This is a genomic window from Promicromonospora sp. NPDC057138 (genome assembly GCF_042670845.1).
GTDB lineage: Bacteria > Actinomycetota > Actinomycetes > Actinomycetales > Cellulomonadaceae > Promicromonospora.
The window spans coordinates 155347-167795 of record NZ_JBHUUX010000007.1 but is presented as its reverse complement, the minus strand read 5'-3'; the positions used below and the strand labels follow the sequence as shown (position 1 = coordinate 167795).

Below are 12449 nucleotides of genomic sequence, written 5' to 3'. Positions count from 1 at the left end.
GTCGTTGAGTGCTGGCTATTTGCGGTGTCAGGGCCCGCTGAGGCGCAAATAGCCAGCACTCAACGACGGGATCAGGCGCTGGCGCTCTCGCGGAGGGTGCGGCGCTCGGCCTCGATCGCCAGGAGCTCGGCGAACGCCGCCTGGTAGGTCTCCGCGTCCGCCGGGTCCAGGCGCTGCAGGCGGCTCCGCGCGTCGGCGACTCGCCGCATCAGCCCCATGTCGAGCACACGGTGCACCACACCCTCGACGAACGCCGGGACGGCCGCCTCCCGGTCCTCCGGAAGGGACGCCACCGAAAGCTGCGTGACGATCCCCGCCACCGTCTCCGAGGCCTGCTCCAGCACGGCGGCGACCCACTGCGCCGCGGACACGTCACGTCCGGCCGCGGCTCCCCCGGCCGCCCGGATCGCGGTGTGCACGGCCCGCCAGGCGGGCACGGAGAACGCGTCCTCGCCCAGCGCGTCGAACGACGCCGGAACGTGCTGCGGGTACTGCAGCACGGCCACGAGCGCGAGCCGTTCGTCGCGGGCCACGGGGTCGCGCGGGTCGGGGGCGGGCAGCTGCGACGCGCGCGCCGCCGTCGGGGGCGCGTCCGGACCGCCACGCCTGGCATCGTCCGATCCACCCCGGCCGCCCTGCGCCGCCGCGCCCGAGGGCCCGCGATCGCCCTCGGGCCGGCCGGGGGCGCGGCGCAGCGACGGCGTCGACGCCGCGCGCGCCACCTCACGCCGCACCTCGTCGATCTCCGTGCCGATCCAGCCCGCGACCTGGCGCGTGTAGCCGTCCCGCTGGCTGCGGTCGCGGATCCCCACGATCTCCGGCGCCGCCGCGCGCACGGCGGACACCCGCCCCTCCACGGTGTTCAGGTCGAACTGCTTGATCTTGGCCTGGATCACGAAGGCGAACAGCGGCTTCCGGTCGTCGACCAGCGCGCGCACCGCCTCGGGGCCCTTGGCCATGCGCAGGTCGCAGGGGTCCATGCCGCCGTCGGCGACGGCCACGTAGGTCTGCGCGAAGAACCGCTGGTCCTCGCCGTACGCGCGCTCGGCGGCCTTCTGCCCGGCCGCGTCGCCGTCGAACGTGAAGATGATCTCGCCGCCCACGGTGCCGCCGGACGCGAGCTGCATGCCGCCGCCCGCCGTCGTGTCGCCGAGCAGGCGCCGCACCACCTTGGCGTGGTCGGCGCCGAAGGCCGTGCCGCACGTCGCCACCGCCGTCGTCACGCCGGACAGGTGCGCGGCCATGACGTCCGTGTACCCCTCGACCACCACCACGCGCTTGCCCTTGGCGATCTCCCGCTTGGCGAGGTCGATGCCGTACAGCACATGCGACTTCTTGTAGAGGCTGGTCTCGGGGGTGTTGAGGTACTTGGGCCCCTGGTCGTCCTCGAACAGGCGGCGCGCGCCGAAGCCGATCACGGCGCCCGTCACGTCGCGGATGGGCCACATCACCCGGCCGCGGAACCGGTCGTAGATGCCGCGCTGGCCCTGCGACATCAGCCCGCTCGCGACCAGCTCCGCCTGCGTGAAGCCCCGGCCCTGGAGGTGGCGCTGCAGCGCGTCCCAGCCCTTGGGCGCGAACCCGACCCCGAACAGCTCGGCGTCGGAGCGGTCGAAGCTGCGCTCGGCGAGGAACGCGCGCGCGGCGGCGGCGTCGGGCCCCATGAGCTGCTCGGCGTAGAACTCGGCGGCGACCTTGTTGGCCTCCAGCAGGCGCTGCCGCTTGCCCGGCTCGTCGCGGGGGCGGGCGGAGCCGCCCTCCTCGTAGCGCAGCTGCACGCCGGTCTTGCCCGCGAGGTACTCGATGGCCTCGGTGAAGCTCAGCCCGTCCATCTTCATGACGAACTCGATGACGTCGCCGCCCTCGCCGCACCCGAAGCAGTGGTAGCGGCCCACGCTCGGCCGCACGTTGAAGCTGGGGCTGCGCTCGTCGTGGAAGGGGCACAGGCCCACCAGCGCGCCCACCCCGGCGGGCTTGAGGGTCACGTGCGCCGAGACGATCTCGTCGATCCGCGCGCGTTCGCGGACCTGGTCCACATCCTCACGTCTGATCAGCCCGGCCACGCTCCGCAGTCTATGCGCGCCCACCGACACCGGACGCCGCCGCGCAGCTCCGGGCGTACTCGCCCGGGGCCACGCCGACCGCCCGCACGAAGTCCCCGGTGAAGTGCGCCTGGTCGTAGTAGCCGACGGCGGCCGCGAGCCCCGCCAGGTCCAGGCCCGGGTCGCGGCCCAGCATCTCGGCGGCGAGGTGCACGCGGTGCCGCCGCAGCACCCACTTGGGGCTCACCCCCACCCAGTCGGCGAACAGGCGCTGCAGCGAGCGCGGAGTGGTGCCGAGCCGGGCCGCGAGCGCAGCGACCGTGGTGCCGGGCACGGCGTCGGCGATGGCCGCGAACGCCTCGGCCAGGGCGGCGAGCGCAGCGGTCGACCGCGGGGTCCTGGCCCGTTCGGCGGCGGCCCGGAGCAGCGGGGTGACGGTCCGGACGGCGGCGTCCGCCCGGCCGGCCCCCGCCTGGGCGAGCGCCTCGGTGCAGGTGCGTGCCGCCGTCGGGCCGAGAAAGCCTGCGGGTTCGACGGCGCCGCGCCGGCCCGGGTGGGTGAGCCCGAGCAGGGCCCGGTAGCCGCCCGGGCGCAGCTTGGTGCCGACGACGCCGCCCGAGCCGGACAGGGTGCGCCGGTCGACGGCCGCGGCGGGCATGGCATAGGCGAGAAACCCGACGTCCTCCGCGACGACCTGGCCCACCGGGTGGGGCACCACGGCCTGCGTGAACGTGACGCCGGGCGGCAGGTCCCAGGTGATCACCCAGTGCCAGTCCACGAGGTCGGCGAGGTCGGGGGCGGGCTCGACGCGCGCCAGCGCGAACCGGTCGCGGGCCCGCGCGGGGTTCACGATGCCGAGCGTGGGGCCGGTCTCGAGCGCCTCCGTGACGGCGGGGCCGCCGTCGAACACCTGTCGCATTCTTCCAAGACTGGCACAACCGGGCTGCGGAAGCATCGGTGGCATGAAGAACTCAGCCCTGCACCCCAACATTTCCGTGAGCGACGCCCGCGCGGCCATCGACTTCTACGGGGCGGCGCTCGGCGCCGAGACGCTCGACGTGATCACGGCCGGCGACGTCGTGATCCACTCCGACCTGATCCTGCGGTCCGACGCGGGCGAGTCGACGTTCACCGTGGCCGCCGCCTTCCCGCCGGACTCCGTCGCGCCCGAGCCGGGCGCGCCCACGCACGCGAGCTTCACGATCCCGGTCGAGGACACCGATGCCGCGTACGCCCGGGCGCTCGGCGCCGGGGCGACCAGCCTGGCCGAGCCGGGCGACTGGTTCGAGGGGTTCCGGCAGGCCGCGGTCCGCTGCCCGTTCGGCCACCGCTGGTACTTCGTCACGGTGGCCGAGTCGGTGACGCCGGACGACGTCCAGCGCGCGAGCGACGCCTGGGTCGCGGCCCGCGACTGACCCCTCCCACCTCGGTGGTCGAGCCCCGTTGGTCGAGCCCCGTTGGTCGAGCCCCGTTGGTCGAGCCCCGTTGGTCGAGCCCCGTTGGTCGAGCCTGTCGAGACCCGATGACCACAGCAGTTGCTGCCAGACGAGCCCCTCGCCTGGCAGCAACTGCTGTGGCCAACCTTTGGGGCAAAGTTCGGTTTGCCGGGCTAGCGCAGTTCGGTACGCTTTGCCCCGACCCGAGGAGGAAAGTCAGGAACATGGGAATCCGGTATCGCAAGCGGCTGGCGCTCGGCCCGCTCAAGTTCAACATCACCCAGAGGGGCTTGTCGTCCATGAGCTTCAAGATCGGTCCCTGGACCTGGAACTCCAAGACGAAGAAGCACTCCATCAACTTGCCCGGCGGCCTAAGCTGGTACAGCAACAACAAGTAGTGCTGGCGCGGCGGAGGCAGGGCTGAGCGCCCGCCTCCGCTGACGACGCAGCCCGGGATTCCGGGGATGTCAGCCACGGTGGCTAGAGTGGCCGACGTGGAGCAACCACCTGGGAAGAGCATCCCGCCGTCGTACAGCGCGCACGACGTCGAACGCTGGGTGACCGAACCGCCCAAGTCGCAGGCCCGGACTCCTTTCGAACGCGACCGCGGCCGCGTGGTGCACTCCTCCGCGCTGCGCCGGCTCGGGGCCAAGACCCAGGTGCTCGGCGCGGGCCACGACGACTTCGTGCGCACGCGCCTGACCCACTCCCTCGAGGTCGCTCAGGTGGGTCGCGGCATGGGCCGCTCGCTGGGCTGCGACCCCGACGTCGTCGACACCGCCTGCCTGACGCACGACCTGGGGCACCCGCCCTTCGGGCACAACGGCGAGACGGCGCTCGCCGAGATCGCCGAGCCGATCGGCGGCTTCGAGGGCAACGCGCAGACTCTGCGCCTGCTGACCCGGCTCGAGCCCAAGGTGATCGGGTTCGACGGCGTCCCCGCCGGCCTCAACCTGACCCGGGCCAGCCTCGACGCGAGCGTCAAGTACCCCTGGGCCTACGGCGCCGGCCCGGCCCGCCCCGACGGCACGGCCAGCCGCAAGTTCGGCGTCTACCCCGACGACCTGCCCGTGTTCACGTGGCTCCGCAAGGATGCGCCGGACGGCGTCAAGTGCCTGGAGGCGCAGGTCATGGACCTCGCCGACGACATCAGCTACTCCGTGCACGACGTCGAGGACGGCGTCGTCGCCGGCCGGATCGACCTGGACCTCATGGCGGACGCCGAGGAGCGGGCGCGCGTGGCCGAGTACGTGCGGTCCTGGTACGGCGAGTGGTACACGGCGGACGCCATCGACGCGGCGATCGGGCGGCTCCAGGAGCACCTGCGCGGCACCGGGCACCTGATGCGGGCCTTCGACGGGTCGCGCAGCTCCCTGGCCTCGCTCAAGGACATGACGAGCCAGCTCATCGGCCGGTTCATCGGGTCGGCGATCGAGGCCACGCGCGCTGTGTACGGGGAGGGGCCCCTGACGCGGTACGCCGCCCGGCTCGTGGTGCCCGCCGACACCGAGCACGAGATCCTCGCGCTCAAGGGCATCGCCGTCACCTACGTCATGGCGCCGCGCGGCCAGGAGCCCCGCTACCTGCGGGAACGGGAGATCCTGACCGACCTGGTGCGCGTCATCGCCGACCGCGGTCCCGACGAGCTGGAGAAGCCCTTCGCGGCGGACTGGCGCGCCGCGAACGACGACGCCGCACGCCTGCGCGTCGTGGTCGACCAGGTCGCGTCCCTCACGGACCTGTCGGCCATCGCACTGCACGGCCGGCTGGTCGCCCCGGCGTCCTCGGTGTGACGCCCGGGAGTCCGTCGCGGGGCGTAGGGCCTGGTCGGGCGGGGGATGGTCGGTCGGCCGGTCCGAACGGAGCCCACGCCCCGAACCGCAAGGTGAACGTCCAACCAGTCGCCGAACCGAGGGCTACGAGTCCGCCAAGCGCCCGATGGACGTCCCCGTTGCGGTTCGGCACCGCTGGTGACTCGTAACGTGCGGTTCGGCGCCGGCAGCAGCCACGAACCGACTCGTAGCTTGCGGTTCGGCGCCGCCGTCGGGGCATCCGGGCGGTCACCCCTTGACGGAGCCCGCCGTCAGCCCGCCGACGATGTACTTCTGCAGGAACAGGAACAGCGCGAGCACCGGCACCGCGGAGACGACGGCGCCCGCCGTGAACAGGCCCCAGTTGGCGTCCTGCAGCGACGAGACCCAGCCGTAGAGGCCGACGGCGAGCGTCCAGCTCTCCTCCGACTGCAGCAGCACGCGCGCGATGATGAACTCGCCGAACGTGCTGATGAAGCTGAGCAGCCCCACCACGGCGAGAATCGGCGCGGTCAGCCGCAGCACGATGGTCCAGTAGATCTGCGCGTGCGAGGCGCCGTCGATCTTCGCGGCCTCGTCGATCTCGCGCGGCACCGTGTTGAAGAACCCGTACATGAGGAACGTGTTCACGCCGAGCGCTCCGCCCAGGTACACGCAGATCAGCGACAGCTTGGAGTCCAGGCCGAGCACCGGCACCACGTTCCCGAGCGAGATGAGCAGCAGGAAGATCGCCACGAACGCGAGCATCTGCGGGAACATCTGGATCACGAGCAGCGCCGTGAGCCCCACCCGGCGGCCGCTGAACCGGAACCGGGAGAAGGCGTAGGCGGCCGCGGCGCCCATGAGCACGGTCCCGACGCCGGTGGCGACCGCCACCACGAGCGTGTTGCCCATCCAGGTCCAGAAGCGCGTGCCGCCGAGGGCCACGTAGTTGGCGCCCGACACCGACGCGAACAGGTCGTTCGAGCCGGTGAGCGTGCCGCCGTCGGCCAGGGAGGCCGAGACGACGTAGACGAGCGGGAAGCCCGCGTAGAGGACGGCGAGCACGCCGACCAGGTGCCGCCAGCCGATCTCGGAGAACCAGCGGGCAGGGGTGGAGTGGCGGGTGAAGGAAAAGCGGCGTGCCGCCGCGGGCCGGCGGGGCGGGGCCGCCGGGCGGGTCAGGGACGGCGGACGGGACATCGGGGCGGACGTGGTGCCCATCAGGCGATCTCCTCGAGCGAGCGGGTGCGCCGGAACGCGAGGGCGGAGATGGTCGCGACCACCAGGAAGATAACTATCGACAGGGCGCTGGCCAGGCCGTAGTCCTTGGCGGCGGTCCCGTCGAGCCCGGAGACCGAGTAGACCATCGAGATGAGGATGTCGGTGTGCCCGAGCGGCACGGAGGCGTCGTCGAACCGGGGTCCGCCGCCGGTGAGCATGTAGATCAGCGTGAAGTTGTTGAAGTTGAAGGCGAAGCTGGAGATGAGCAGCGGCGCCGTCGCGACCAGGAGCAGCGGCAGGGTGATCGACCGCCAGGTGCGCCAGCGGCCCGCGCCGTCGATCTTCGCGGCCTCCAGGACGTCCGTCGGCAGGGACTGCAGCGCGCCCGTGCAGATCAGGAACATGTACGGGAACCCGAGCCACAGGTTGACGCCGAGCACCGCCAGCTTGGCGAGCACCGGGTCGGTGAGCCAGGGGATCTGCGCCCCGCCGAGCAGCACCTCGTTGACGAACCCGTACGACCGGTTCAGCAGGCCCGACCACAGCAGGGCCGCGAGGAACCCCGGGATCGCGTACGGCAAGATCACCAGCGTCCGGTAGATCCGGCGGCCGCGCAGGCGCGGGTCGTTGAACGCGATCGCGAGGAACAGCCCGAGCAGGAACGTGGAGGCCACGGAGATCACCGCGAACGCGAACGTCCAGACCAGGATCTTGCCGAACGGGCCCGCGTACCGGTCGTCGCCGAACGCGGTGACGAAGTTGTCCAGCCCCACCAGCACGCGCCAGCCCACCGGCAGGGTGGTGCCGTCGGCGGCCTCGAACTGGCCGTCGTCGTTGGGGGTGTACGTCACCCCGGTCGTGGTGTCGGTCATGGTGTCCGACGCCGGGTCGTACGTCAGCGTGGACGTGAAGACGTAGCCGGTGCGGGCGTCCTGGGTGCGTACCGAGCCGTCGTTCGGGTCGTCCGAGACGGGCACCCGCAGGTCGGTGACCTCCTGCTGCCGCTCCAGGACCTCGGCGTACTCCAGCACGTCGTAGCCAGGCAGGGCCGTCACCTGGCCGCCCGACACGGTCGCGCCGTCGACGGCCTCCAGCGGCTGGTCGGCGGTGCCCGCCTCGACCACGCCGTCGGGCGAGACGACCGCGAAGCCGAGCGCGTCGGCGCGCCGGGTAGAGCCTGTCGAAACCTCCGACACCACAGTCAGCGGCGACGACGGCGAGCCCTCCACCCGGCGCTCGTTCTGCACCAGGAGGGCCTCGATCGCCTGCTCCTTGGTGGAGTTGTGCCCGTCGCCGTAGTTGGTGAACGCGACGTAGCCCGTGTAGGCCACGACGTACACCTGGTAGACGAGCAGGAAGGCGAGGCCCGGCAGGATGTACTTCAGGGGCAGCGCCCGCTTGGAGAAGTAGGCCCAGTTCGCCACGAGCAGCAGCGCCACCATGGCGGCCAGCAGACCCCACGACTCCGCGCTCCACGCGGCCAGGACGGCGTAGCCGCCGAGGGCGTCGACCAGCGCGATCAGGACGAGCTTGACGAGAAACCCGGGGCTCCAGCCGGTCCGGACGGAGCCCCGGGTCGCAGGCAACGACATCAGCCGATCTCGCCCTGGATGTCGGCGACCATCTTGTCCCAGGCCTTGGCCGGGTCGGACTTGCCCGACACGATGGCGGCCTCGGTCACGCCCCAGTACGCCCACACGGCGCCCATCTCGGGCAGCGACGGCATCGGGACGGCGTCGGAGCCGACCTCGCGGAAGCCCGCGGTGATCGGGTCCTCCGACGCGGTGTCGGCGGCCTCGATCAGGGCCGGCGGGCGGTCCCCCGCCTCGTAGAGCGCGAGCTGCGCCTCGGGGGTGGCCATGTGGTTGACCAGGAAGTCGTTGGCGAGCAGCGCGTTCTCGCTCTGCGCGCTCACGTAGAAGCCGGCGACGCCCACGAACGGCTGGGCGGGCTCGCCGCCGGCACTCGGGATGGGGTCGATCGCCAGGTCGAGGTCCCCGAACTGCTCGAGCATCCACGGCCCGCCGACGATGAACGGCGACTCGCCCTTGGCGAACGCCGCCACGGCGATGTCGTAGGTGACGTCGGTGCTCAGGTTGCCCGCGTCGCCCTGCGCCGCGAGCCACTCGGCGAACGCGGTGCCACCCTCGCCGCCGAGCGCGAGCTCGGGCTTGTAGGAGCCGTCGGCGTTCTGCTCGAAGACCGGGGCGCCGAACGACGTCTGCAGCGGGTAGAACGTGTAGGGGTCGCCCTCGGTGGACGTCTGGATCAGCAGCGGGTACTTCGTGCCGGCGTCCTTGCCTGCCGCGATCGCGTCGTCCCAGGTGGCGGGCGCCTCGGGGGCGAGCTCAGTGTTGCGGATGAGCGCGATGTTCTCCACCGCGTACGGCAGGCCGTAGACCTGGTCGTCCTGCGTGAACGCGGCCACGGAGACCGGCTCGAACGCGTCGGCGGTGTCGCCGAGCTCGATCGGGGCGACGACGCCGTTGGACGTCAGCTCGCCCAGCCAGTCGTGCGCGCCGACCGTGATGTCCGGGCCCTTGCCCGTGGGCACCTGGGCCAGGAAGTCGGGGCGGATGTCCTCGAAGTTCTTCAGGACCACCTTCACCTTGGCACCCGTCGACTCCTCGAAGCCGGCCGCGGCCTCCTCGACGGCGGCCTGGCGGGTCTCGTCGACCCAGACGGTGAGGGTGGCGCCCGCGCCGTCCGGCGCCGCCGCCGACTCCTCGCCCGCTGGTTCCTCCGCGCCGCCCGAGCAGGCGGCGAGCGCCAGCGTCGCGGTCAGCGCGGCGGCGGTCAGGATGCTCCGTCGCATCGTCACTCCCGATGGTTCGCGGCCCGACGTCGGGCCTGGTTGATGTCCCGAACCGTAAGGGGACGTTGCACGATCTTGCAAGTCGTTGCGATAAAGTTTCAGCATCGCTTGCAGCGGCAATCCCGACACCGCGCGATCACTCGGCACGAAGGAGCCGCATGTCCCATAGGCTGCCAGGCGTGCGCACCCGACTGACCGACCTCGCCGAGCAGGCTGGGGTCTCCACCGCGACCGTGTCGCGCGTGCTCAACGGCAAGCCCGGCGTGGCCGGCGAGACCCGCCAGGCGGTGCTCGCCGCCCTGGACGTGCTCGGCTACGAGCGCCCGTCCGCGTTGCGCGCGCGCCCCGCGGGCCTCATCGGCCTGGTGGTCCCCGAGCTGTCCAACCCGGTGTTTCCGGCGTTTGCGCAAGCTATCGAGTCGCAGCTCGCCTCGCGCGGCTACACCCCGCTGCTGTGCACGCAGTCGCCGGGCGGCACCACCGAGGACGAGTACGTCGAGACCCTGATCGACCACGCCGTGGACGGCATCATCTTCGTGTCCGGCAAGCACGCCGACACCCGGGCGTCCACCGAGCGCTACCAGCGGCTGCGGGGGCGCGGCCTGCCGATCGTGCTGATCAACGGGTACGCCGCGGGCATCGACGCCCCGTTCGTCTCCCCCGACGACGCCGCCAGCGTCGAGCTCTCGGTCCGCCACCTGGTGGCGCTGGGCCACCGCCGCATCGGCATGGCGATCGGGCCCGACCGGTTCGTGCCGGCCAAGCGCAAGATCGAGGCGTTCGCGGCGCAGCTCGTGCGGCACGGCCTCGCGGCCGACGAGAAGGAGGCCCGCGAGCACGTCAGCCTCACCCTCTACACGCTGGAGGGCGGCCAGGCGGCGGCCGGCGACCTGTTCGACTCGGGCCACACCGCCGTCGTCTGCGGTTCGGACCTGATGGCGCTCGGCGCCATCCGAGCCGCGCACTCCCGCGGCCTGTCGGTGCCCGACGACGTGAGCGTCGTCGGGTACGACGACTCACCCCTGGTCGCGTTCACCGACCCGCCGCTGACGACCGTGCGCCAGCCCGTCGCCGACATGGCGCACGCCGCGGTCAGCGCCCTGCTCACCGAGATCCACGGCGAGCGGGCGCCCCGCTCGGAGCTGCTGTTCACGCCGGAGCTGGTGGTCCGCGGCTCCACGGGCGCCGCCCCGTCCCGCCGCCCCTGACGCGGGCCACCGCCCGTCCCAGTGTCTGGGCGGTGACATTTCGGGGCCGGATCCTCCCGTACGCTTGCTGAAAGCGTTACATCCGAATACTCCCGAATTCTCCCGAGGACCCGACCCGTGACACGTACTGCCCTCACCGCCGACGACCTCGCCGCCGGAGCGCCCGTCCACTCCCCCGCCGCCAGCGGCGAGTGGTGGCGCGACGCGGTGATCTACCAGGTCTACCCGCGCTCGTTCGCGGACGGGAACGGCGACGGGATCGGCGACCTGCCGGGCGTCACCGCCAGGCTCGACCACCTCAAGGGCCTCGGGGTCGACGCCGTCTGGCTCAGCCCGTTCTACCGCTCCCCCCAGAAGGACGCCGGGTACGACGTCGCCGACTACCGCGACATCGACCCGCTGTTCGGCACGCTCGCGGACTTCGACGAGATGCTGGAAGGCGCCCACGAGCGCGACCTCAAGATCATCGTGGACCTGGTGCCCAACCATTCCTCGGACCAGCACGTCTGGTTCCAGGAGGCGCTGGCCGCGGCCCCCGGCTCGGCGGCGCGCGACCGGTACATGTTCCGCGACGGGCGCGGCCCGGCGGGCGACGAGCCGCCGAACAACTGGCAGTCGATCTTCGGCGGCCCGGCGTGGACGCGGCTGGCTCCGGGGGACGACCCTTCGACAGGCTCAGGGCAGCGCCCTTCGACAGGCTCAGGGCGCGGCGGTGACAAGGGACCCCAGTGGTACCTGCACATGTTCGACTCCTCGCAGCCGGACCTGAACTGGGACAACCCCGAGGTCCGCGCGGAGTTCGAGGCGGTGCTGAGGTTCTGGCTCGACCGGGGCGTGGACGGCTTCCGCGTCGACGTCGCGCACGGCATGGTCAAGGCGCCCGGCCTGCCCGACTGGTCGGGCGAGGTCTCCATGGTCGAGGGCACGGTCGACGAGCCGACGACGGACCCGGGCGCGCCGGAGGACGGCTCCACGGGCGCCGGCAACAGCGGCCCGATGTTCGACCAGGACGGCGTGCACGAGATCTACCGCTCCTGGCACAGCGTCCTCGCGGAGTACCCCGGCGACCGCTGCCTCGTGGCCGAGGCCTGGGTGGAGCCGCTGAGCCGCCTGGCCCGCTACGTGCGGCCCGACGAGATGCACCAGGCGTTCAACTTCTCGTTCCTCACCGCGCCGTGGGACGCGGCGCGGCTGCGCACCGTCGTCGGCGTGTCGCTCGACACGATGGACGCCGTCGGCGCCCCGACCACCTGGGTGCTGTCCAACCACGACGTCGTGCGGCACGCCTCGCGCTTCGGCCTCGCCGAGATCGGTGGCCGCCAGCTCAACGGCATCGCCGCGACCGACCCGCAGCCCGACGCCGCGCTCGGCCTGCGCCGCGCCCGCGCGGCGACCCTGATGATGCTCGGCCTGCCGGGATCCGCGTACGTGTACCAGGGCGAGGAGCTGGGCCTGCCGGACCACACGGCGCTGCCCGCCGAGGTGCGCCAGGACCCGTCCTTCTTCCGGACCGATGGCGCCGAGCCGGGCCGCGACGGCTGCCGCGTGCCGCTGCCGTGGGTCGGCGGCGCGCCGGGCAACGGGTTCGGCCCCACGGACAAGACCTGGCTGCCGCAGCCCGACGCCTACGCCGACCTCGCCGCAGACCGGCAGTACGGCGTCGCGGGCTCGACCTACGAGATGTACCGGACGGCGCTGGAGCTGCGCCGGGCCGAGAAGATCGGCACGGGCGGGCTCGCGTGGGTCGACGCCCTGGCCGGCTCCCCCGACGTCGTCGCCTTCCAGGTGGCCGGCGTGGTCGTGCTCGCCAACCTGGGCGGTGCGCCCGTCGTCCTGCCGGACGACGTGGACGTGCTCGTGGCCTCGGGAGAGCTCGTGGACGGCGCTCTGCCCACCGACACCACGGTCTGGCTCCGCGCCTGACCCGCTTCCGC

10 protein-coding genes are annotated in these 12449 nt (G+C 72.4%); 5 read left to right on the top strand and 5 right to left on the bottom strand.

Annotated features, from left to right (window positions below):
• Positions 1–71 precede the first annotated feature (71 nt).
• Both dnaG and ACFT2C_RS07400 read right to left on the bottom strand, forming a co-directional pair.
• Positions 72–2063 (bottom strand): DNA primase, encoded by a 1992-nt coding sequence (dnaG, locus tag ACFT2C_RS07405; RefSeq protein ID WP_377206382.1) that lies wholly within the window; start codon positions 2061–2063, stop codon positions 72–74.
• Positions 2064–2073: 10 nt separating this feature from the next.
• On the bottom strand, positions 2074–2961 hold the full coding sequence (locus ACFT2C_RS07400; RefSeq protein ID WP_377206381.1) for a helix-turn-helix domain-containing protein: 888 nt from the start codon (positions 2959–2961) through the stop codon (positions 2074–2076).
• A gap of 43 nt (positions 2962–3004) precedes the next feature.
• Here ACFT2C_RS07400 and ACFT2C_RS07395 point away from each other — a divergent pair, with 43 nt between their 5' ends.
• From ACFT2C_RS07395 to ACFT2C_RS07385, 3 genes are all read left to right on the top strand, one after another.
• A complete protein-coding gene (locus ACFT2C_RS07395; protein WP_377206380.1) occupies positions 3005–3457 on the top strand; it encodes a VOC family protein in 453 nt (150 codons plus the stop codon).
• Positions 3458–3564: 107 nt separating this feature from the next.
• A complete protein-coding gene (locus tag ACFT2C_RS07390) occupies positions 3565–3876 on the top strand; it encodes a DUF4236 domain-containing protein (RefSeq protein WP_377206379.1) in 312 nt (103 codons plus the stop codon).
• 66 nt (positions 3877–3942) lie between these two features.
• The gene (locus ACFT2C_RS07385; RefSeq protein ID WP_377206378.1) at positions 3943–5271 is read left to right on the top strand and encodes a deoxyguanosinetriphosphate triphosphohydrolase; all 1329 of its coding nucleotides are present in this window, start codon (positions 3943–3945) and stop codon (positions 5269–5271) included.
• Positions 5272–5538: 267 nt separating this feature from the next.
• On the opposite strand, the gene ACFT2C_RS07380 is transcribed toward ACFT2C_RS07385, so the two are convergent.
• The 3 genes from ACFT2C_RS07380 to ACFT2C_RS07370 are packed head-to-tail and all read right to left on the bottom strand — an operon-like array spanning position 5539 to position 9307.
• Positions 5539–6492, bottom strand: coding sequence for a sugar ABC transporter permease (locus ACFT2C_RS07380; protein WP_377206377.1), 954 nt, complete (start codon positions 6490–6492; stop codon positions 5539–5541).
• Positions 6492–8084 (bottom strand): ABC transporter permease subunit, encoded by a 1593-nt coding sequence (locus ACFT2C_RS07375; protein ID WP_377206376.1) that lies wholly within the window; start codon positions 8082–8084, stop codon positions 6492–6494. The genes ACFT2C_RS07380 and ACFT2C_RS07375 overlap by 1 nt, the downstream gene beginning before the upstream one ends.
• Positions 8084–9307, bottom strand: coding sequence for an extracellular solute-binding protein (locus ACFT2C_RS07370; protein ID WP_377206375.1), 1224 nt, complete (start codon positions 9305–9307; stop codon positions 8084–8086). The genes ACFT2C_RS07375 and ACFT2C_RS07370 overlap by 1 nt, the downstream gene beginning before the upstream one ends.
• Positions 9308–9465: 158 nt before the next feature.
• Here ACFT2C_RS07370 and ACFT2C_RS07365 point away from each other — a divergent pair, with 158 nt between their 5' ends.
• Positions 9466–10515, top strand: a complete 1050-nt coding sequence (locus ACFT2C_RS07365; protein ID WP_377206374.1) for a LacI family DNA-binding transcriptional regulator — start codon at positions 9466–9468, stop codon at positions 10513–10515.
• Between the two features lie 117 nt (positions 10516–10632).
• Positions 10633–12438 (top strand): glycoside hydrolase family 13 protein, encoded by a 1806-nt coding sequence (locus ACFT2C_RS07360; RefSeq protein WP_377206373.1) that lies wholly within the window; start codon positions 10633–10635, stop codon positions 12436–12438.
• Positions 12439–12449 lie beyond the last annotated feature (11 nt).